The organism is Pseudomonas sp. LBUM1658 (assembly GCF_059716055.1).
The window spans coordinates 4,312,267-4,333,634 of the sequence record NZ_CP166798.1 but is presented as its reverse complement, the minus strand read 5'-3'; the positions used below and the strand labels follow the sequence as shown (position 1 = coordinate 4,333,634).

Sequence of the window (21,368 nt, the reverse complement as noted above, 5' to 3'; positions counted from 1 at the left end):
GTTTACGACAGTTGACCCGCGTACTGCTCGAGCAAACCCCAGGCTTCTTCTCCGTACTTTTGCTTCCACTGTGCGTAGAAGCCTTTTTTCTGCAGCTCTCCCCTGAACAGCGAGTGATCGACTTTATTGAAGGTGATGCCTTTGCCGGTCAGCGTGCTTTCCAGGCTGGCATTCAGATCAATCACCTGCTGACGCTGGACCAGCGCGGCCGCGTTGATCTGCCGGGCAACGATTTCCTGCACGTCCTTCGGCAGTTTTGGCCAGGTCTTGCCCGAGGCGAGCATCCAGAAACCACCCCAGATGTGATCGGTCATCGAGCAGTACTTCTGCACTTCGTAGAAGCGTGCCGACTCGACCACCACCAGCGGGTTCTCCTGGCCGTCAACGACCTTGGTCTGCAGGGCGGAGTAGGTTTCGTTGATGCTGATGCCGGTGGGTGCGGCGCCCAGGGTGCTGAACATCGAGGTCCATAACGGGCTGACCAACACCCGCAGTTTGAAACCGTTGAGGTCAGCGGGAACCTGGATCGGACGGGTCGAACTGGTGATCTGGCGGAAGCCGTTGTTCCAGACTTTCTCCATGGGGATCAGGCCGGTTTTTGCGGTCTGGGCGCGGACGTACTCACCCAGTTTTCCATCCAGCGCGGCCCATACGCTGTCGTAGTCCTTGAAGGCGAACGGCATGCTTTCGATCGACATGACCGGCACCAGGGTCGACAGAATGGCGCCCGGCAGAGGGATGAAGTCGACTGCGCCGGCACGGACCTGTGACAGCATGTCGGTATCGCCGCCCATCGCGGCATTGGCGTACACCTGCAGATCCACCGCGCCATTGGTCTCGAGACGGATGGCCTCGGAGGCGGCTTTCATTTGCTTGTTCAGCGGGTGGGTGTCCGGCAGGCTGCTGGTGTAGCGCAGCACGATCGGCTTGGTCTGTGCGAACGCGGATGTCGGCAACAGGCTTGCAGCGACTGCGCCACCGACAGTCACACCGGCAGTGACGAGAAACGCGCGCCGACTGACAGTCTCGGTCAGGATACGACTCATGATGTTCACCTTTTTGTTCTTGTTTTAATTATCAAGCTTCGGCCTTGAGGTCGAAGCAGGTCAGGAAACCCTTGCCAGCACCGCTTGTGTGCGAATCAGTTCGTTGATTTCATCTTCCCTGTAGCCTGCTTCCTTCAGGACTTCACGCGTGTGTTCGCCCAGCAGCGGTGCATGCCGGCTGGTGGGGGGAGTGCTGCTGTCCATGTCGGAAAAGTGAATCGGCAAACCCATTCCGCGCACCCGGCCCTCGGTCGGGTGTTCGGTCTCGACGACCATCCCGCGCGCCTCGGTCTGGGGATGAGCGAGCGCCGCGGCGATATCCAGCACCGGGCCGGCCGGCAGGCCCAGCTCGTCGAAGAGCATCATCCACTCATCGGTGGTGCGGGCGACCAGTATGTTGTTGAGGATTTCCACCAGGGCCAGACGATGCTCCATGCGCAGGGCATTGGAGGCGAAGCGTGGGTCCGCGGCCAGTTGCGGCACGGCGAGGGCTTCGACCAGGCGTTCGTAGTTGGCCTGGTTCGCGGCGCCGATGTTGATCCAGCCGTCCGCGGTACGGAACACCTGGTAGGGGGCGCTGGTGGAGTTGGCCGAACCCATCTTGGGCAGGATCGAGCCATCGGCGAAGTACGCCGCCGCTGGCCAGTACATCTGCTGCAGGCCGGCTTCGAACAACGAGGTGTCGACCATTTGCCCAAGCCCGGTGCGCTGCTTGGCGGCGTAAGCGGCGCAGATGCCGAGCGCGGCGAGAATGCCGGAGTTGATATCGGCCACCGGCGAGCCGGCCTTGACTGGCTCACGCCCGGCTTCACCGGTCATGCTCATCATCCCGCTCATACCCTGGGCGATCAGGTCGAAGCCACCTTTTTCACCGAACGGACCGCTGCGGCCATAGCCGGAAATCGCGCAGTAAATGAGACCGGGATTGAGGGTCTTGAGGGTTTCATAGCCCAGGCCGAACTTTTCCATGGTGCCGGCACGGTAGTTCTCGGTGATCACATCGGCGTCGAGCAGCAAGCGGCGCAATACGTCGCGTCCACCGTCGGTTTTCAGGTTCAGGCCGATGCCGCGCTTGTTGCGGTTGACCACCATGAATGAGGCAGACTCGCCACTTTCCATGATCGGCGAGAAGCGTCGAGAGTCGTCGCCGTGGGGGACTTTTTCCACCTTCACCACATCGGCACCCATGTCGGCCAGCATCATGCCGCATACCGGCCCGGACATAATGTGGGCCAGTTCTACCACGCGCATTCCAGTTAGCGGTCCCATCTCAATTCCCCTTGAACTGTGGCCGGGCTTTCTCGATGAAAGCGCTCAGGCCGATCTGAAAGTCTTCGGTGTCGTAGCAGAAGTAACTCGCCTGTATCTGCTCGACGCTGGGGGCAATTTTCGCTTCCAATTGCCGTGCAGCCTGCCGATGCCAGCGCGCCACGAGCGGCGCTCCCGCACATATTCGCCGCGCGCTGGCCAGGGTTTCTGCCTCGACGGCGTCATCGGCAACCACGCGAGTGACGAGATTTTTCACGTAGGCATCGGCGGCATCGAGAATCCGCCCTTCGAGCAGAATCTCGAGGGTCGTCGAGCGCCCCGCCAAGGCGACCAGACCGGCCATTTCGTCATAGGACATCACCAGCCCGAGCTTGCCGACGGGGGCGCCGAAGCGGCTCGAAGTGCCACAGATGCGCAGGTCGCACAGCGCGGCAATCTCCAGGCCGCCACCGACACAAACACCGTGGATCATTGCAATGACCGGGTGCGGGCATTCGGCGACTGCGCGCATCGCCTTTGCTGTGACCTCGGCATAGGCGTGGGCTTGAGTGGCATTGGCGCGTACCGAGGGAAACTCGCCGACATCGGCTCCGGCAGCAAAGGCCTGCTCGCCGGCGCCGCGCAAAATCACACAGCGCAGGCTGTCGTCGGCCGCCAGTTCGAGCATGACGTCGTGCAGGTCCTGCCACATGGACAGGGTTAGCGCATTCATCTTTCCCGGATTGCTCAGGGTAACGATGGCAAGTGAGTCTTGCCGTTCGATAAGGACTGTTGGCTTCATGATTCTTCCGCTGTCACCGGTTCACGCGAACGCGGCGCTGCGGATGTCTCCTGTATGAAGTGGGTTGGATAGTCGCGGCGCTCGAGAGAGGGGGCGCGGACTAAAGCGACTGCACCAGCATCGACTGGTAATCGGCGCGAGAGGCATCACGCGGATTGGTCTTGTGGCTGTGGTCGCGCAATGCGCCTTCGACGATGCCGGGAAACAGGCTTTCGTCGACCCCGATATCGCGCAAGCGGGTAGGCAGGCCAAGTCTGCTGGTCATGTCGGCGATGGCGGTGCTGATGTCAGCGTCTTCAGCGAGGCCCATCGCATGCCGGAGTCGCTCAAGTTTGCGCTCATCGCGAACAGTGGGAGCCTCGGCATTGAAGTTCACCACTGCAGGTAGAAAGATCGCATTCAAGGTCCCGTGGTGAAGCCCGGGGTTGATGCCGCCGAGGGCGTGCGACAGGCTATGCACGCAGCCCAACCCTTTCTGGAAGGCGAGTGCGCCCTGCATGGAGGCACTCATCATGTTCATCCGCGCTTCTCGGTCCCCAGGCTCGGCGGTGGCGCGCTCGATGTGCTCCCAGGCGCGCCACAGGCCATCGAGGGCGATGCCGTCAGCGGCCGGGTTGAAGGCCGGAGCCATGAAGGTCTCGATGCAATGGGCGATGGCATCCATACCGGTGGCGGCGGTCAGCATGGAAGGCAAGCCAAGGGTCAGTTCGGGGTCGCAAATCGCGACCCGGGGCACCACGTAGGGTGAAATCACCCCGACCTTGCGGCCGTCATCGAGAATCAGGATCGCCCCCCGTCCGACTTCGCTGCCGGTGCCGGCGGTGGTTGGAATTGCGATCAGCGGCGCGGTGGCTGCGGTGATGCGCTGCAGGCCACCTTCGATCACCGCAAAGCTCTGCAGGGGGCCGTCATGGGTCGCGCAGACCGCGACACCTTTGGCCAGGTCGATCGACGATCCGCCGCCGACGGCGATGATGCCGTCGCATTCACCCGCGCGGTAGTGCTCCACGGCATCACGCACTGAGCTTTCATTGGGATTGGAGGGAGTCGCGTCATAAATGGCAGGCAGGCGGGAGGCGCCCAGGGCGGCGATCACTTGGTCGACGATTCCAGCCCGGCGCACGCCAGCGTCAGTGACAATCAGCGGCCTGGTAATGCCGGCGAACTCGGCTTCAGCCGCCAGATGTTCCAGGCTGCCAAAGCCGAACTGGATCTTCGTAACGTAATTGATCAGGGACATGTGATTCACCAACGGTTATACAGGATTGTTATTGTCACAATCGATTTGCCGCAGGAGAAACACCGATCCTCTACGCAAACCCATTGCATTACCTGGCTCTGGCGTCGACTATAGGATCATCGGGCGCGGGCTCGATACTGACAACTTTCGATACCCCTATAACTTTCAGTTAACTCAGATGATACCTTCACTCAATTCGATCATTTCTCGCCTGCATGTAAAACAGCTTCGTCTGCTGATTGCCCTGGACGAGCACGGCTCACTGCTCGGCGCCGCCAAACAGGTTGCGTTGACTCAGCCAGGCGCCAGCAAAGCGCTGCAGGAAATTGAAACGACATTCGGCAGCCAGTTATTCGTGCGCACCAACCGCGGGCTCGAGCCGAACGATGCCGGTCGCTCGGTGATTCGCTACGCTCGGTTGATACAGACCGACCTGGCGCATCTGCGCGAAGAAATCATCGGGATCATGAGCGGGCAGGGTGGGCGTGTGTCGGTAGGCACGATCATGGGCGCCGTGCCCTTGCTGACGACCGCGATCAGCAAGGTAATTGCCGATAACCCCAAGATGTCGGTCGAAATAGTCGAAGAAACCAGCGCAGCGCTGCTGAGCCAGCTGGATTCCGGCAGGCTCGATCTGGCGATCTGTCGCACAACGATCAGCAACACCCCTTATCTGTATGAGACTAACGCGTTCGCTGAGGAAACCCTGGCGGTGATCGCCAGCACCCAACATCCTTTCGCCTTCGCCAGGCGACTGACCCTGGAAGACCTGGTTGATTATCGCTGGGTCGTGTATCGCGCCAACATGCCGATGCGCCTGCTGCTTGAACGAGAATTCCATGAAGCCGGGTTGCGCTTCCCCGTGCACCTGCTGGAGACCACATCGGCCTTCGCGACCTTGTCGTTATTGCAGAAAAACCCGACCTTCGTCGCGCTCGTCTCCACCGATGTGGCGAATTTCTGCTCCGGCCATGGCTTCACTACTACCTTGCCACTGCTTATCACCTCCCGCAGCGAGCCCTATGAACTGATTTCACGCAAAGGCGTTCCCGACTCACCTGCGGCCAGACTGTTGCGCGAGGCGTTGTTGAACCCGGATTGAGAGTGAAGGAGATGCGCCGGATGCCGCCGATCAGTTGGCGAGTTACGCACGGGTAAGCCAACCAGAATTAACAAAGGGCCATAATGAATATGTGATGCGGGGAGCGTCATGCAAACCATCGATATTTTGATGGGTGACGGGAGTCAGCGTGAACGAAGTTCAACGCTTCAAAATCAACACCGCCGGCCGTGATTTCGCGGTAGGCGACATCCACGGCCACTTCACCAGGCTGCAGGTGGCGCTTGCTGCCATCGAGTTCAATCCGCTAATCGACCGCCTGTTCAGCGTGGGCGATATGGTTGATCGTGGTCCCGAGTCGCTGGATGTTGATACCTGGCTTCTGCGCAAGCCCTGGTTCCATGCGGTTCGCGGCAACCATGAGCAAATGACGATCGACTCGTACAACGCAGGAAGGGCAAGCGATGAGTGCGCAATGCACTTCACTAATGGCGGCGCATGGTTCTATGGGCTTTCGCGTGTCGAGCAGGCGTGTTACTCGAACCTGTTCGCGGAACTGCCACTGGTGATAGAGGTGGAGACTGCGCACGGTCTGGTCGGGATTGTTCACGCCGATGTGCCGCGCGGCAGCTGGAGCGATCTGATTGAGGCGCTGGCTGGCGACGACACAGAGGCCGAGCACGTGGCTGCCATGTGTCTGTGGTCGCGAAGGCGAATCACCAACGAAAATCACGACGGTGTAAGCGGCATCCGGGCAGTCATTGTCGGACATACAGTGGTGCACCAGCCTGTGGTGTTGGGGAATGTTTACTACATTGATACCGGCGTTTGTATGGGCGGCCACTTCACGTTGATGGAGCTGTCCACGCTTAAGTGCTACACGACGATTACTGCGAAACGGCGTCTGTAGGAGCGAGCTTGCTCGCGATGGACTCAAGGGCGGCGCGTTTATTCAGAATGCACGCGTTATCGTTAACGTCCATCGCGAGCAAGCTCGCTCCTACATGGGAATTATGGCGTACCCGACATTTACACCCCTTGGAGAACTCTTATGTCTGAAAAGACAGTTTCCCCGGATTCTTCCGAGCAACTCCAGACGGCGCTTTCGAAATGGGACAATGAGGGCGCCCGAGTCATGAGGGTGCCAACGACCCTTATGCCGGACACCTCTCAGCCGACAGCTGGTGCCGGGTAGACAAGCGAATTTCCCAAAGGGGTCGCGGCCGCGGTCAACGTTGCGGGTTCGGTTCTGGCCCGGCCCATCAGATGCACCACGGTCCTGCCGCGATGGAGAAGGTAGTCCGCTACGATTCTGCGATGGCAACGCCACCAGACGGCCTCCGAACACATGATTGCGCATCGCTGGTCCTGACTGAGTTCTTGCAACCGCAACAAGCCCTGTTCAAATGCTTCGGACAACGCATAGTCGGCATAGTTATGAAAGTTTTGATTGATCCAGAATCCATTAATGTCTGGCGCCACAGTTTTTTATTTTTTTCGTAATCCGCCAAGTTCAGCCAGTTGTATATAATCGATGTTTTGCGCAGCAAGTGCCTGCGGTAATGTATCCAGATTGAATTGAGGGTTAGTTCGGGATCGGGGCACGGTACGAATATCCACGACCCGCTCCACATGCCCTGACTGGAGTAGTTCGATGAACTCCGAAAGGGTTTTGGTGGAATGACCTATTGTATAAATGGCTGGAAGTTCGAGCATTAACCTGGGTCCGAAAATACCGATATGGTTAACTGGATAATAGCTGATCAACTTCGACTGCCGTCACCTTGAACGCTAAGGTGTAGGGGGTTGAGTGCTTCACTTCGATTGATGGTGTTATACCTGTGAGTATATTCACAAGAGGGGACAATTTGAGAATTCCCGTTTATGGTCAAGAGAAAAATTTATTCAGGTCTGTTTTTTAGACGAAAACGCAATGGGTATTAGACCTGAAAGCTCGTCAGGGGAGGGGCGCGACCATTATTCAGGCGGTTTTTTTTGTGAAATTGGCCAAAAATAACTGATTTATCTATAGGCATTATTGGTGCTCAAGCCCCATTAAATAAATATTGAACTATGGTAAAGAAAGGGTACTGAAATTATTCTGATCCGCTGATGGAATAAGTTTGCTATGTCCGTGAGTAAGGAGGAGTGTTGATCAAATAATTCTAATCAAGAGGCGTTGGAGCATAATCGTTACTCGGCGGGTCATTCAAGCAGAGGTCGATAGCTCAGCGAACCCATGCGTGCTTCCAAGCTCTCCCTGCCCTGTGTCCTGCGGCCATTTAAATATGGGCTGATCATCTTGTTGTGCCTGGTGTTCGATGGATTTTCTGGATTACAGGCTAAGGAATACGGCGAAATCGAGCAGCAGCGCATAGAAAAAACATTTCCTGGCAGTGCTGACGTTTCCGCGCCGACAGGCGAGTTCAAGGTTCGCACCATTAGCACCGGAGAAAAGGTGCTCGGTTATGTGTTCCAGAGTCAGGACGTGGTGGAAATTCCGGCCTATTCAGGCAAACCCATCAACATGCAAGTCATCCTCGATGCCGGCGGGGTGATCCAGGATGCCTACGTGCTGGAGCACCATGAGCCGATCCTGCTGATTGGCATTCCCGTGGAAAAGCTCCACGCCTTCGATGCCAAATACAAGGGTGTCAAGGCCGACCGGAGAGTGGTGGTCGGTCGTTCCAGTGATCCGGAGGCGGTGACAGTCGATGGGGTTGCCGGGGCCACGGTGACCGTCATGGTGGTCAATGAGATCATCATGCGCGCTGCGCACAAGGTGGCGGTATCGCTCAAGCTGGTCAAAGACACGGGCGGTGTGGCGCGCAAACCGGCCACCGTGCGCGAAGATTTTTTCGAGCCCGCCACCTGGGAGCAACTGACCGGTAACGGCGCCATTCGCCGCTTGAACCTGACCCGCGGCCAGGTCGACGCAGCCTTCAAGGGTACCGAAGCCGAAGGCATCGACAACGCCAGTCCCGAGCAAGTCGATGAGACCTTTATCGAACTCTATGTCGCCGACCTGAATCCGCCGGCCATCGGCCGCAACCTGCTGGGTGACAATCAGTACCGTTTCCTTATGCAGGATCTCAAACCCGGCGAACAGGCCATTGCCGTACTGGGCCGCGGGCTGTTCTCCTACAAGGGTTCGGGTTATGTGCGCGGCGGGATCTTCGACCGGGTGCAACTGCGCCAGTTCGGTAACATCATCAGCTTTCGCGATATGGACCATCAGCGGCTCTCCGATGTGTTCGCCAAGGACATGCCCGAGTTCAATGAAATGTCGATTTTCATTGTCCGCGAACCAGCCAGGTTCGATCCGGGATCACCCTGGTCCCTGGAGCTGCTGGTGCGGCGTCAGACCGGTGCGGTTGCCGGTATGTTCAGCAGCTTCGAACTGTCTTACCAACTGCCCGAGCAATACCTCTTGCGGCCACCGCCCACTGCCGAAGAACTGGCCGCCATCGAGGTTGCCAACCGGCCGACCTGGGTGAATATCTGGTACCAGAAAGCGTTTCAGATCGGGGTACTGGTCACGGCCCTTGTAGTGCTAATGGTGATTTTGTTCCTGCAGGACACCTTTACCAAATACCCGCGCTTTCTCCACTGGTTGCGTCGCGTCTATCTGGTCTTCACCGTGGTGTTCATCGGCTGGTATGCCCTGGGCCAGATTTCGGTGGTCAACGTGCTGACGTTCGTCCATGCCTTGTTCGAGAACTTCCGCTGGGAACTGTTTCTCACCGACCCGATCGTTTTCATCATCTGGACCTTTACCGCCGCCAGCATCCTGCTCTGGGGCCGTGGAGTGTTCTGCGGCTGGCTGTGCCCGTTCGGCGCCTTGCAGGAGTTGATCAACGAAGCCGCGCGCAAGCTGAAGATTCCCCAGTACGAATTGCCGTTCGCGGTCCATGAGCGGCTGTGGGCGATCAAGTACATCATCCTGCTGCTGCTGTTCGGCATCTCCCTGGAGTCGATGACCACTGCCGAGCAATTTGCCGAGGTGGAACCGTTCAAGACCGCCATCACCCTGAAATTCGACCGCCAATGGTGGTTCGTGGGCTACGCGGTGGCGCTGCTGGTGATCAATATCTTTACCCGCAAGGTCTACTGCCGCTACGTCTGCCCATTGGGCGCGGCGCTGGCGATTCCGACCAAGCTGCGGCTGTTCGACTGGCTCAAGCGCCGCAAGGAGTGCGGTACTCCCTGCCAGCTCTGCGCCAAGGAATGCGAGATCCAGGCAATCCACCCGGATGGTCATATCAACGCCAACGAGTGCCACTATTGCCTCGATTGCCAGATGACCTATCACAACGAAAACAAATGCCCGCCACTGGTACTGAAGACCAAGCGCAAGACGCGGAGCAAGCCTGCGCCAGTGCTGGATCGCACTGAGTTGATTCCGGTTGTGCAAGTGTTCGAGCCCTGAGCTCCTTGCTGCAAACAAGGCACCAAGAATCGATTGACCGAACTTTTTTATCTGCCCCCGATGGAGCAATACCCATGAGCGATAACGAGTCGAAAAACGATCATGAAGCCGTGAAACCAACGCAGGTGCCAGAACCGACCGGCCTCAGCCGTCGCGGTTTTCTCGGCACCACTGCCGCGGCCAGCGTCGCGCTGGCCGGTGCCTCGGCCCTTGGCAGCGTGGTATTCACCCGTGAAACCTGGGCGGCAGCGGCCAAGGACGCGCAATCGAAGATCCACGTGGGGCCGGGCGATCTGGACCAGTACTACGGTTTCTGGAGTGGCGGCCACCAGGGCGAAGTGCGGATCATGGGCATTCCATCGATGCGCGAGCTGTTGCGCATTCCGGTATTCAACGTCGATTCTGCCACCGGCTGGGGCCTGACCAACGAAAGCAAGCGGATCATGGGCGATAGTGCCAAATTCCTCAACGGCGACTGCCACCACCCGCACTTGTCCATGACTGACGGCAAGTACGACGGCAAGTACCTGTTCATCAACGACAAGGCCAACAGCCGCATCGCGCGTATCCGCCTGGATATCATGAAGTGCGACAAGATGCTCACCGTGCCGAACGTGCAGGCCATTCACGGTCTGCGCCTACAGAAAATGCCGCACACCAAATACGTGTTTGCCAATGCCGAATTCGTCATTCCTCACCCCAATGACGGCAGCAGCTTCGACCTGCTGGACAAGAACAGCTACACCATGTTCAACGTCATCGACGCCGAGAAAATGGAAGTGGCGTTCCAGGTCATGGTCGACGGCAACCTGGACAACACCGACGCCGACTACACCGGCAAGTACGCGGCTTCGACCTGCTACAACTCGGAAAAGGCCTACGACCTGGGCGGCATGATGCGCAACGAGCGCGACTGGGTGGTGGTGTTCAACATTCCGCGCATCGAGGCAGCGATCAAGGCCGGCAAGTTCATCACCCTGGGCGACTCCAAGTCGCCGGTGGTCGACGGTCGTAAAACCGAGGGCAAGGACAGCGAATTCACCCGTTATATCCCGGTGCCGAAGAACCCTCATGGCATCAATATGTCGCCCGATGGCAAGTACTTCATCGCCGCCGGCAAACTCTCGCCGACCTGCACCATCATCGCCACTGCCAAGCTGGACGATCTGTTCGACGACAAACTCAAGGACCCACGCGACGCGGTGGTCGGCGAGCCGGAACTGGGTCTCGGTCCGCTGCACACCACCTTTGACGGTCGCGGCAACGCCTACACCACGCTGTTTATCGACAGCCAGGTGGTCAAGTGGAACATGGACGAGGCCGTTCGCGCCTACACCGGCGAGAAGGTCAACTGCATCAAGCAGAAACTCGATGTGCAGTACCAGCCGGGTCACAACCATGCCTCGCTGACCGAAACCAGCGAGGCCGACGGCCAATGGCTGGTGGTCCTCAGCAAGTTCTCCAAGGACCGCTTCCTGCCGACGGGCCCGCTGCACCCGGAAAACGATCAGTTGATCGATATTTCCGGCGACGAGATGAAACTGGTGCACGACGGCCCGGCCTTCGCCGAACCCCACGACTGCGTCATGGCCCGTCGCGACCAGATCAGGACCAAAAAGATCTGGGACCGCAACGACCCGTTTTTCGCCGAAACCGTGGCCATTGCAGCCAAGGACGGGATCAAGCTGGAAACCGACAACAAGGTTATCCGCGACGGCAAGAAAGTCCGGGTCTACATGACTTCGATGGCCCCGGCCTATGGCATGCCCGAGTTCACCGTCAATCAGGGCGATGAGGTCACCGTGACCATCACCAACATCGACCAGATTGAAGACGTGAGTCATGGTTTCGTCATGACCAACCACGGCGTGAGCATGGAGATCAGCCCACAGCAGACTTCCTCGATCACCTTCGTCGCCGACCAGCCCGGCCTGCATTGGTACTACTGCAGCTGGTTCTGCCATGCGCTGCACATGGAAATGGTCGGCCGTATGAAGGTCGAGCGGGTTTCAGTGGCGTAGCGCCTCAGGGCCGCAAAAAAGGTAAACGCAGTGTTCAGAACCCTGACAACCGATCCACGACACGGCATGGCACTTTTGCTGTTGGTATTTCTATCGGTTGTCGCCCAGGCCTCGCCACGGCCCATCACCGATCTGCCCTTGCAAGCCGCTGGCGATAACCACTGGAAGCTGCCTGCCGGAGAATACCAAGGGCAGTTCACTGTAGATCAGCCGATCCAGATCGATTGCGAGAAAGGTGCGGTGATCAACGGGCAGGGACAGGGCAATGCACTGTTCATCAGCGCGCCTGACGTGGGGATCGAGGGCTGCACGTTGCTCGATTGGGGGCGCGATATGACGGCCATGAACTCGGCGATTTTCATCGGGCCACAAGCCCGTGGCGCAGTGATACGCAACAACCGCTTGAAAGGGCCAGGCTTTGGCATCTGGGTGGATAGAGCCCACGACGTCAGCTTGATTGACAACGATATCGAAGGCGATCCGAGCATTCGTTCCCAGGATCGCGGCAACGGCATTCATCTGTTTGCCGTACGGGGTGCGCGGGTGATCGGCAATCACGTCCGGCTGACCCGCGACGGGATCTATATCGACACCTCGAACGGCAACCTGCTGCAGGGCAATACCCTGGAGGATTTGCGCTACGGCGTGCACTACATGTACGCCAACGACAACCAATTGCTCGGCAATACTACCCGCCGTACCCGCACCGGTTATGCCTTGATGCAAAGTCGCAAACTGACGGTGATCGGCAATCGTTCCGAGCAGGACGAGGGCTATGGCATTTTGATGAATTACATCACCTATTCCGAGCTGCGCGATAACTTCGTCAGCGACGTGCGCAGCGGTTCCGCCGATGGCGGCATGGTCAGTGGTGGCGAGGGCAAGGCGCTGTTCATCTACAACTCGTTGTTCAATGTCATCGAACACAATCACTTCGAGCGCAGCGCCCTGGGCATTCATCTCACCGCAGGCTCCGAAGACAACCGCATCGCCGACAACGCATTTGTCGACAATCAGCAGCAGGTCAAGTACGTCGCCACCCGTACTCAGGAGTGGTCGGTGGACGGCCACGGCAATTACTGGAGCGACTACCTGGGTTGGGATCGCAATAACGACGCGGTTGGCGATGTGATCTACGAACCCAACGATAACGTTGACCGCCTGCTCTGGCTGTACCCGCAGGTGCGGCTGTTGATGAATAGCCCGAGCATCCAGTTACTGCGTTGGGTGCAACATAGCTTCCCGGTGACCAAGTCGCCGGGGGTCAAGGACAGTTACCCGTTGATGAACCTGCCGACCATACCCCAAATACAGCAGCCTATCCTATGAACGCAGTCGAGATCGAAGGTGTAAGCCAGCGTTACGGCAGCATGACCGTGTTGCACGATCTGACCCTGAGTCTGGGTGAAGGTGAGGTGTTGGGCTTGTTTGGCCACAATGGCGCGGGCAAGACTACTGTCATGAAATTGATCCTCGGTCTGCTCAAGGCCAGCGCCGGTCAGGTGCGCGTGCTCGGTTGCCGGCCTGCACAAACCGAGGTGCGTCGTCAGCTCGGATATCTTCCGGAAAACGTCACCTTCTACCCGCAACTCAGCGGCCGCGAAACCCTGCGGTATTTCGCCCGCCTCAAGGGCGCCGCGCTGTCGCAAGTGAGCGAGTTGCTGGAACAGGTCGGTCTTGCCGACGCCGCGGACCGGCGGGTGAAAACCTACTCCAAGGGCATGCGCCAGCGTCTGGGCCTGGCTCAGGCGGTGCTCGGCGAGCCACGTTTGCTGCTGCTGGACGAACCTACTGTCGGCCTCGATCCTATCGCTACCCAGGAGCTTTACCTGTTGGTCGACCGCCTGCGCCAGCAGGGCACCAGCATCATTCTTTGTTCCCATGTGTTGGCGGGGGTCGAAGCGCATATCAACCGCGCGGCGATTCTGGCCAATGGCTGCTTGCGGGCGATTGGCAGTCTGGCCAGCCTGCGCGAAGAAGCCGACCTGCCGGCGCGTATTCGCGCCAGCGGTCTGTCCGGGCGCGAGCAATGGTTGCAGCGCTGGAATGCCGCAGGTCATAGCGCCAAGGCCATGGGCGGTACCGGGGTCGAGGTGATGGCGGTCAACGGCCACAAAGTCGATCTGCTCAGCCAATTGTTCCGCGAGGACCAACCGCAGGATATCGAGATACTGCAACCCTCCCTCGAGGACCTTTACGGCTACTACATGAGTCGTGCAACCGCCACTACAGAAGGCGCTCATCCATGAAGCAGATCTGGAGCATCGCCAGCAAGGAGTTTCACGACGGGATGCGCAATCGCTGGCTGCTGGCAATCAGTCTATTGTTCGCCATTCTGGCGGTGGGTATTGCCTGGCTCGGCGCGGCGGCGTCCGGGCAAGTGGGATTCACCTCGATTCCGGCGACCATCGCCAGCCTGGCCAGCCTGGCGACCTTCCTGATGCCGCTGATCGCGCTGCTGTTGGCTTACGATGCCATCGTCGGCGAGGACGAGGGGGGCACGCTGATGCTGTTATTGACCTATCCCTTGGGGCGTGGGCAAATCCTGCTGGGCAAGTTTGTCGGTCACGGGCTGATCCTGGCCTTGGCCACGCTGATCGGTTTTGGCTGTGCCGCGCTGGCCATTGCCTTGCTGGTCGATGATGTCGAGTTGGGAATGCTGCTCTGGGCCTTCGGCCGCTTCATGGTCTCCTCCACGCTGCTGGGCTGGGTGTTCCTGGCGCTGGCTTATGTGCTGAGCAGCAAGGCCAGCGAAAAATCCAGCGCAGCCGGGATGGCATTGGGTGTGTGGTTCCTCTTCGTATTGGTGTTCGACCTGGCACTGCTGGCGTTGCTCGTACTCAGCAAAGGCCGGTTCAACCCGGACCTGTTGCCCTGGTTACTGCTGCTCAACCCGACTGACGTCTATCGCTTGATCAACCTCTCCGGTTTCGAGGGCAGCGGCAATGCCGTCGGCCTTATGGCGTTGAGCAGCGATCTGCCGGTGCCGGGCTCAATGTTGTGGGGCTGTCTGCTGCTGTGGGTCGGAGTTCTGCTGCTGTTGGCTTACTGGATGTTTCGCCGTCGGCTGAGCTGATTTTCCAAGCTTGGGAGATTCCAATGAACACTTTGTACCTGACCGGGGCACGAGCTCTGATGGTCATCATCACCTGCCTGGGATTGGCGGCTTGCAACGAGCCAGCAGATGTTAAACAGGCGCTGCAACCAGTGGCTTTCCATCAGGCTGACGAGTGCCATGTCTGCGGCATGGTCATCGCCGATTTTCCGGGCCCCAAAGGTCAGGTAGTGGAAAAAGGCGGGGTCAAGAAGTTCTGCTCCACCGCAGAAATGCTCGGCTGGTGGCTGCAACCGGAGAACCATCTCACTGAGGCGAAGTTGTATGTGCACGACATGGGTAAAAGCGCTTGGGAAAAACCCGACGACCATTATCTGATCGATGCAACCAAAGCCTGGTATGTGGTCGGAACCAAACTCAAAGGTTCCATGGGCGTTGTTCTTGCGTCATTTTCCGAGGAGGCGGCCGCAGGTAAACTGGCCAGCGAAGAGGGAGGCAGGGTACTGCGCTTTGAGGAAATCGACCTGGCACTCTTGCAGCAAGCTCCTGCGATGTAGCAGGCCAACCATTGCGGCTTGAAATTTCCCGGGTCGGGAAGGGGGCAAGGCACAATGCCCGCGGTGCGTAGCAGCTGCCGAACGCAGGCTTCGCCAGCTGCTACGAGGTAATCTTATTTCAGCGTTAGAATCCAGTCGGCCAGAGTCTTGGCTTCTTCGTCGGTCACTTGGTTGGCCGGCATTGGTATCGCACCCCATTTGCCGGTACTGCCTTCTTTGATGCTCTTGACCAAGGTGGCAGAAGCGTCGGCCTTACCGGCGTATTTGGCAGCAACTTCCTTGTACCCCGGACCGACCAGTTTGGCGTCGATGGTATGGCAGGCAACGCAGGTTTTGCTCTTGAAGAGCGCCTCGCCGTCAACGGCCAGAGCTGATTGCAGGGTGAGCGCTGCACCCAGGGCCAGCAGTGGAACCAGAATTTTTTTCATCAGTGTTTCCTCAGACTACGAAGCAGATTCGAAACGACCCGCTTCCGGTTTATTCAACAGGCATCGTGTTGAATTTGTCAGCAAGGCAAACTCATTTCTTACAGGGGGCTGATTATTATTTTTGGGCAGTAGGCTTTTGAAAAAAATGCCCTTTGCACTATTTTTAGATGTTCGACTTTGAGCAATCGTTCAATTTTATCAGGATGTATTGGAAGGTGTGAGGTTAATTGTCGCGGGTGGAGAGTTAATTGTTGTGTGCTGATTGTGTCGCATTCGCGAATCCTGGAGTTTAGTGCTGATGATTTATCTTCTTGATAATCATTCCTTTTTAGTTGGTATGGCGTAAGTCACTGAAATATATTGGATTTAAAGTTTAATGACGGTGAGGATATGTTCGGCGTCAGCCAAATTATTCGATGGTCGTTTTGCAACTTATGTGTGCGCTGGCGCAGGATGTCTGCGGTGGTAAAATTGAAAATCACTTCTCGAAAAAAAGAAAACTTCTACGAAGTAAGGAGTTGCTGAAATGGTTGTTTTGTTTGATCTAATAACCTCCACCGCCCATGCCCCCCATTCCGCCCGTATGGCTGCGTGGATTCCTGGCTTTTTGCTGTACGCGACTCCATTCCGCGCAGGTCATGAAACTCGTATGGTCCACTTTGCCAGATCCATCGAAGCTGACATTGAAAGGCTGCTTATGACCGGCTTGAGTAAACATATAGTCAAAGCAGGTGCCGAGCTCCGCTATGCGCTCAGTTACCGATAAAGGCTTTCCGCCAATAGCCTGAACCTGATCCTTGCTCATGCCCGTCTCGACCTTGGCGACCAGCGGCTGGTCACGATAGACGTGTGAGTCAGTGGTGCAGCTGCCCAGCGCCGACAGCACGGCGAGCAGTGCGAATACAGATTTGTCCATGGCAGGGCTCCCGGTAGCGAGTGTCGTGAAGAGGCTCCTGGGTGCATCCATTGAATTAAAGTCGAGTTCTGCCGGGCGTGCCAAATATCCTCGGAGTCGAGGTTGGAGGTGTTGCAGCGTTTGGGGATGGGCGCTGCTGGCCGAGCGCCGGCAGCGAATCGATTATCAGCGTGAGTTGGCGACAGCTACTGATGTCTGTCGTTGCTAGCCGGACCAGCATTGCGCCGATCTTCACCGCAAGGGTAGCCGGTGTTCAGCAGTCTTCTCTCCGCCAAAACATTTTGAAGTGCCTGGCGGTCTGAAGGGGCCAGCTGATGCTCTCTCTCCTTCAGCTCAAGCAAGATTGGGCTGGACCAATTGCGATAGGTTTGCTCAGCAACACGAATCGATGTCATCTCTCTCTCCTTGATCAGGCGCCTGCCAACAAAGTAACCGCAGCTCTATGCGGTAGAAACCCTAGTTGAGAAAGCTGTTTGTCGCCAACAATTGGCTACGCTTAACGTTCCACAGAGAGGTATGCGTCATGAGCGAAGATCGAGTTGTTGCGCTTGAGATAGCGTTGAAAACGGTGATGGCGATCGCCAGAAATCATGGACTTGATATTGATCAACTGTGCAGGCAATCAATTGGCGCGATAATCGGTGACTCCGCAATGACCTGGGTAAAGGCCGATCACGCCCAGGATGCCATCGCCGAGATTGAAATGGCCCAGGCGGACATTGCGCGCCTGCCGCTGTCTTCGGCGCAATAGCTGACGGGTTCTGCTGAAGTTTGACCAGATCGAGAAGGTAAATTATCAGGGCTTTAACGATAACCAAGGCCCGCATTGAGGGCCCTGGTTATTTGGGATTCCCGTACAGACTTCACCCGGGTGATGCCGACGTAGTGGGCGTCGTGCACGGCTTCAGTCTAGCGGGCTTTTTCCGACATGCCGCTGACCGAGTACGGGCAGGTCGACAAACCTCGCTGCCTTGTTTCCGGATTCAGCGGGTTCGCGTATCGCCCTCAACTGGGCGTCCGCCAATCGGGACGAAGCGGTCTTTGGAGATCCCGATGAATTGCGCCTCGATCGCGATTCCGAGCCGAACCTGCTCTATGGTGCCGGCATTCATGTCTGCCCCGGTGCACCGCTTGCCAGACTGGAGCTGCGGATCGTGATGGAAGAACTGCTCGGAAGCACCAGCCAGATTACACTGGCGCCGGATAAGGAACCGGTGAACGCGTTTTTCCCTGCCAGTGGGTTTTCTTCTTTACCCCTGCGGATTCAGAAACCTTCTTCCCAGGCTTTGTGAGCCTGCCTGACCCCCGAAATCCGATGATCCCGGGACTGGTTTTTTATGCTGGATGGATTAGGTGGCGGGACCGACGTGTGGGTCGGATGACGCCCGAATCGTGGAAGTCAGAGCAAGTAGCCAGTTACCTGTGCGCACTGGTTGTCCTTCATTCCAGCGAGGAGGTGCAGCGGCAGGTACTGTTGCCCATGAGTGGGGTGGAGCTTCGAAACCTTGCACCATCGTAGAATGTCGCTCGCTGGGCTCGACCGGCGCTTCTGCCAGTGTTTTAGCCATTCTCGCGTGGTTCGCTGCGATTTCATTGAGAGTTGACACGTTACATCTCCCCGGTGACTGACCAAGCGCTTCGCTGGAGTCCTTGAACGTTAATTTAATGTGCTGCCGCGTCAGATTTACGTCGTTCCGGGGCCGCTACCGGCGTCCTTTGCAATCCTTAAGCCAGTCATGGTCAAGAAATCGGCACCACCTTTCCCGATGCGACGAATGGTGGTGGGGGGATGAGGTTTCCTGCCTGGCCGGAATCCCAGTAACCACCACCGTCGAATAGTAGCCTCCTGCCTCCAAGCGGCGAGTCGACGATGAGTGCAAGTGTGGAAGAGGTCGTATTGGGGTCGAAAACCAAGCGCGAGGCTGACCGGTTGCAGGCTCAATAAGCCCGGGGTCCCGCACAGTGCCCACGGCCACATCGACCCCAGGTGACTACAAGCATTTGTCTAGTTACCATCCGCCACCTTCCGTTCTATCTCAGCTATTTTTCGACTGAGCTCCTCAGCGTCCTGCTCCTTGGTTCGAGGTGAAGAAGGCGTAATGGTCAGATCCGCGCCTTTGGCGTCACTGTCCCTGTTCTCAAGATCTCTTTCGACCACATTCACGGGTTTACCAGACGTATCGGCGGGCGGAACGTTTGATGCTGTTTCTGAATCGACGTCGTTAACCTTGTCATCGTTGTTCATATCGCTTACCTCCAGTGGCCTACACATTGGATACCGCAGTAAGGCTTGAGTTCGAGATTTTTTGCCGGCGTTCCCAATGACCGTCGACGCAGGGCTATGAGCGCTTTTGGGGATGTGTGTATCCCATAAATGCTGATCATCTGTGTCTATCGAAAGCACCACTGGATGGGTACGGTCCACGGACGCTCCTTCATCGATGAGGCAACCATGGATCTAATGGCAGTTCCCTTTGGTACGACCGACTGGTCGACTGTCGAACCTGTTCAGCATGTTGGACAGACGGGGACCGCCCTTTGGCGGACCTGTCAGTTTGGTTCGACGCGTGTGCGGATGGTTGACTACAGTCCCGGTTATCTGGCCGATCACTGGTGCTGGAGAGGACATATCCTGTTGTGCCTGGAAGGCGAGTTGCATACAGAACTGGAGGATGGTCGCCAGTTCACGCTTACCGCCGGGATGAGCTATCAGGTGGGCAATAATGCTGAGGGGCACCGATCATTCACTACAACCGGTGCGAAGTTGTTCGTCGTGGATTAACCCGGGCAGCAAGTAAAGGAGCCCGCTATGCGCTGGAAAAAAACCCTGCAAATGGCCGATGTGCATTGTGAAGGCGAAATCGGCCTGTATTGTTGAGAAAATGACCCTATGAGCAAAGAATCTACTGAAGTAGCCAGTGGTGCGAAACGACTCTGAAGCTCAAGCCGAGCATGCCGCTGGACGAGTATGCCTGGCTGCTCAGTTCGGTCTTTCCCGCTCGCCAGTGCGTGATGCGCTTGCCGTTTGATCAGCGAAGGTCTGGAGCCGAGCATGCGGCCCATGACCCCAATAGAAAGATTGGCAAGGCAATGGCATGGCTGCGTCAGCACGCTATGCTTCATCCAGAGTCTGGGCTGAAGTGTGGGCCAGGAGATTTTACCAAAAGGCAGAACGACAAAGCCCTGAATTATCAGGGCTTTGTCGTATAAAGATGGTGGAGGCGATGGGATTCGCACAGGCGGAAGGATCGTCTATAGTGGCAATAGGCCGCCATCTTGGTGGAACTCATGAAGCTGGACTACTAAAATGAATACGTTCGGTAGGCGATTGAAGGAGGAACGGGCGGCACTGGGCCTCTCCCAGCAAGAGTTCGCCGCTCTGGGAGGCGTATTGGCAAACGCTCAAAGTAAGTACGAAAAGGGATCTCGATTTCCTAAGGCCGACTACTTGACAGCTGTCTCACTCAAGGGGGTCGACGTCCTCTATCTTCTGACGGGGAAGAAGTCCCGGTTTAAGGAAGACCTGCCCGACGAAGAAACCCAAATCCTTGAGCATTACCGCCGCCTTAATCAGGGCGATCGGAGCGCCTTCGCACGTCTTGCATCGTCACTTGCCGGGTTGGCACCACCAAACAACAGTGGCTCCTAATGCTGTCGTATGTATGGACCGGGGACATAGCTGACCTGTGTGCGGGGACATAGTGGACACTTTCTGGTGAGTCGAACTTGCCAGGAAACCATCATGCCTGGGATACGAGAGACATCATGGCCGGCCAGTCCAGAGCAGCCGATCGAGCCAGTAACCCCGGTGATCGCCGCTGATCCCCAGGCGCTCGCCACCGAATTGATGTAAAGCCACAACGAATACCGCACCCGTCATTGAGCGGGTTTATTTTTGCCTCGAGAAAAGTATGCCCATTACTCTTATCCGGACACGATACTTGCGCAGGGCGTGCGGAGGGCTTTGCTGCGGTGATCACGGTCCCGAATAGCTGGCTTGATCTGCGAGCCTGCCTATACTGCCTTTTCCAAATGATCAGAAAGGAGGCTGGTATGGGAAACCTTTACGAGATGATAGTGGCTGGACAGCCGTTAATGCAGCAGGCTCTAAAAGCATTGCGGCGGTACAACGAAGCGAATGGAGTGAAGCCGGACGAGGAGGTCAAACATCTGCGCCTCGAAGCGCAAGCGCTCATGACGGCGCTGTCTGAGTATGTATCTCGATCGCTGGGTGGTCCGGCGCGGACTCTTCACTGAGCTGGAAGGATCAGGCTCTGCCCCTGGTTCCGCACATTTCCCACGGTTACATCGACCTTGAACCACTCGAAGGTCTCGGAAGGCCCGCTCTGCAGTAGCTCCTGATGAGGAAGTGCAACTCGGGTTGTCGGTGCGACGTTGTACCGCTCGTGAGGCGGGCCGATCAGGCGAGGGTGGAGCGACGAGCTGCAGAGTCTTGGGTTTGTGTGCGGTCGGCAGGACGCCGGGGGAGGGGAAAAGCGGCTGAGTTATGGAACACATCGGTTTGCAGCGCCTGAGAACCAAACCCCAGAAACGAAAAAGCCCTGA

General features: G+C 57.5%; 21 protein-coding genes and 2 pseudogenes. 13 read left to right on the top strand and 10 right to left on the bottom strand.

The features are described 5' to 3' along the window. Positions 1 to 2 precede the first annotated feature (2 nt). From ACA064_RS20050 to gbd, 4 genes are all read right to left on the bottom strand, one after another. Positions 3 to 1,046, bottom strand: a complete 1,044-nt coding sequence (locus ACA064_RS20050; RefSeq protein WP_497669677.1) for a TRAP transporter substrate-binding protein — start codon at positions 1,044 to 1,046, stop codon at positions 3 to 5. A gap of 60 nt (positions 1,047 to 1,106) precedes the next feature. Continuing rightward, complete coding sequence (locus tag ACA064_RS20045; protein ID WP_497669676.1) at positions 1,107 to 2,315, bottom strand: CaiB/BaiF CoA transferase family protein; 1,209 nt, start codon at positions 2,313 to 2,315, stop codon at positions 1,107 to 1,109. A gap of 1 nt (position 2,316) precedes the next feature. Next, positions 2,317 to 3,096: an enoyl-CoA hydratase-related protein gene (locus tag ACA064_RS20040; protein ID WP_497669675.1), complete on the bottom strand. Its 780-nt coding sequence runs from the start codon at positions 3,094 to 3,096 to the stop codon at positions 2,317 to 2,319. A gap of 100 nt (positions 3,097 to 3,196) precedes the next feature. Beyond that, entirely contained in the window at positions 3,197 to 4,336 is a 1,140-nt protein-coding gene (gene gbd / locus ACA064_RS20035; protein WP_497669674.1) for a 4-hydroxybutyrate dehydrogenase, read from the bottom strand. Between the two features lie 178 nt (positions 4,337 to 4,514). Here gbd and ACA064_RS20030 point away from each other — a divergent pair, with 178 nt between their 5' ends. Then, positions 4,515 to 5,438, top strand: a complete 924-nt coding sequence (locus ACA064_RS20030) for a LysR family transcriptional regulator (RefSeq protein WP_497669673.1) — start codon at positions 4,515 to 4,517, stop codon at positions 5,436 to 5,438. A gap of 148 nt (positions 5,439 to 5,586) precedes the next feature. Continuing rightward, complete coding sequence (locus ACA064_RS20025; protein WP_497669672.1) at positions 5,587 to 6,306, top strand: metallophosphoesterase; 720 nt, start codon at positions 5,587 to 5,589, stop codon at positions 6,304 to 6,306. A 260-nt stretch (positions 6,307 to 6,566) separates the two neighbouring features. Here the strand turns inward: ACA064_RS20025 and ACA064_RS20020 are convergent. Further along, positions 6,567 to 7,112 (bottom strand): annotated as a pseudogene (locus tag ACA064_RS20020) (DUF488 domain-containing protein). A gap of 523 nt (positions 7,113 to 7,635) precedes the next feature. Here ACA064_RS20020 and nosR point away from each other — a divergent pair. From nosR to ACA064_RS19990, 6 genes are all read left to right on the top strand, one after another. Then, positions 7,636 to 9,825 (top strand): transcriptional regulator NosR, encoded by a 2,190-nt coding sequence (gene nosR, locus ACA064_RS20015; protein WP_497669671.1) that lies wholly within the window; start codon positions 7,636 to 7,638, stop codon positions 9,823 to 9,825. A 74-nt stretch (positions 9,826 to 9,899) separates the two neighbouring features. Then, positions 9,900 to 11,846 carry a TAT-dependent nitrous-oxide reductase gene (gene nosZ, locus ACA064_RS20010; protein ID WP_497669670.1) on the top strand — a complete coding sequence of 649 codons (1,947 nt, stop codon included), beginning with the start codon at positions 9,900 to 9,902 and terminating at the stop codon, positions 11,844 to 11,846. Between the two features lie 66 nt (positions 11,847 to 11,912). Continuing rightward, positions 11,913 to 13,175: a nitrous oxide reductase family maturation protein NosD gene (locus ACA064_RS20005; protein ID WP_497669669.1), complete on the top strand. Its 1,263-nt coding sequence runs from the start codon at positions 11,913 to 11,915 to the stop codon at positions 13,173 to 13,175. Next, positions 13,172 to 14,095: an ABC transporter ATP-binding protein gene (locus ACA064_RS20000; RefSeq protein WP_497669668.1), complete on the top strand. Its 924-nt coding sequence runs from the start codon at positions 13,172 to 13,174 to the stop codon at positions 14,093 to 14,095. Before ACA064_RS20005 ends, ACA064_RS20000 begins: the two co-directional genes overlap by 4 nt. Continuing rightward, the gene (locus ACA064_RS19995) at positions 14,092 to 14,922 is read left to right on the top strand and encodes an ABC transporter permease (RefSeq protein WP_497669667.1); all 831 of its coding nucleotides are present in this window, start codon (positions 14,092 to 14,094) and stop codon (positions 14,920 to 14,922) included. The genes ACA064_RS20000 and ACA064_RS19995 overlap by 4 nt, the downstream gene beginning before the upstream one ends. 23 nt (positions 14,923 to 14,945) lie before the next feature. Beyond that, complete coding sequence (locus ACA064_RS19990; protein WP_497669666.1) at positions 14,946 to 15,458, top strand: nitrous oxide reductase accessory protein NosL; 513 nt, start codon at positions 14,946 to 14,948, stop codon at positions 15,456 to 15,458. A 113-nt stretch (positions 15,459 to 15,571) separates the two neighbouring features. Here the strand turns inward: ACA064_RS19990 and ACA064_RS19985 are convergent, their stop codons facing one another. The 3 genes from ACA064_RS19985 to ACA064_RS19975 form a co-directional block, all read right to left on the bottom strand. After that, the gene (locus ACA064_RS19985) at positions 15,572 to 15,886 is read right to left on the bottom strand and encodes a c-type cytochrome (protein ID WP_497669665.1); all 315 of its coding nucleotides are present in this window, start codon (positions 15,884 to 15,886) and stop codon (positions 15,572 to 15,574) included. A 544-nt stretch (positions 15,887 to 16,430) separates the two neighbouring features. Beyond that, positions 16,431 to 16,802, bottom strand: a complete 372-nt coding sequence (osmE, locus tag ACA064_RS19980; protein WP_497669664.1) for an osmotically-inducible lipoprotein OsmE — start codon at positions 16,800 to 16,802, stop codon at positions 16,431 to 16,433. 185 nt (positions 16,803 to 16,987) lie between these two features. Continuing rightward, positions 16,988 to 17,197 (bottom strand): hypothetical protein, encoded by a 210-nt coding sequence (locus ACA064_RS19975; protein WP_497669663.1) that lies wholly within the window; start codon positions 17,195 to 17,197, stop codon positions 16,988 to 16,990. Between the two features lie 128 nt (positions 17,198 to 17,325). Between ACA064_RS19975 and ACA064_RS19970 the strand changes: the two genes are divergently transcribed. Continuing rightward, positions 17,326 to 17,553 (top strand): hypothetical protein, encoded by a 228-nt coding sequence (locus ACA064_RS19970; protein ID WP_497669662.1) that lies wholly within the window; start codon positions 17,326 to 17,328, stop codon positions 17,551 to 17,553. 220 nt (positions 17,554 to 17,773) lie between these two features. After that, on the top strand, positions 17,774 to 18,094 hold the full coding sequence (locus ACA064_RS19965; RefSeq protein ID WP_497669661.1) for a cytochrome P450: 321 nt from the start codon (positions 17,774 to 17,776) through the stop codon (positions 18,092 to 18,094). A gap of 713 nt (positions 18,095 to 18,807) precedes the next feature. Here ACA064_RS19965 and ACA064_RS19960 read toward each other — a convergent pair. Beyond that, on the bottom strand, positions 18,808 to 19,047 hold the full coding sequence (locus ACA064_RS19960; RefSeq protein WP_497669660.1) for a hypothetical protein: 240 nt from the start codon (positions 19,045 to 19,047) through the stop codon (positions 18,808 to 18,810). A 207-nt stretch (positions 19,048 to 19,254) separates the two neighbouring features. Between ACA064_RS19960 and ACA064_RS19955 the strand changes: the two genes are divergently transcribed. The 3 genes from ACA064_RS19955 (at position 19,255) to ACA064_RS19945 (ending at position 21,059) form a co-directional block, all read left to right on the top strand. Beyond that, positions 19,255 to 19,584, top strand: coding sequence for a DHCW motif cupin fold protein (locus ACA064_RS19955; RefSeq protein WP_497669659.1), 330 nt, complete (start codon positions 19,255 to 19,257; stop codon positions 19,582 to 19,584). A 525-nt stretch (positions 19,585 to 20,109) separates the two neighbouring features. Further along, a complete protein-coding gene (locus ACA064_RS19950) occupies positions 20,110 to 20,451 on the top strand; it encodes a helix-turn-helix domain-containing protein (RefSeq protein WP_497669658.1) in 342 nt (113 codons plus the stop codon). A gap of 404 nt (positions 20,452 to 20,855) precedes the next feature. Then, positions 20,856 to 21,059, top strand: a complete 204-nt coding sequence (locus ACA064_RS19945; RefSeq protein ID WP_497669657.1) for a hypothetical protein — start codon at positions 20,856 to 20,858, stop codon at positions 21,057 to 21,059. Here the strand turns inward: ACA064_RS19945 and ACA064_RS19940 are convergent. Further along, positions 21,053 to 21,157 (bottom strand): annotated as a pseudogene (locus tag ACA064_RS19940) (DUF159 family protein); the annotation flags it as partial. The gene ACA064_RS19945 and the pseudogene ACA064_RS19940 sit on opposite strands and share 7 nt — an antisense overlap. Between the last annotated feature and the right edge of the window lie 211 nt (positions 21,158 to 21,368).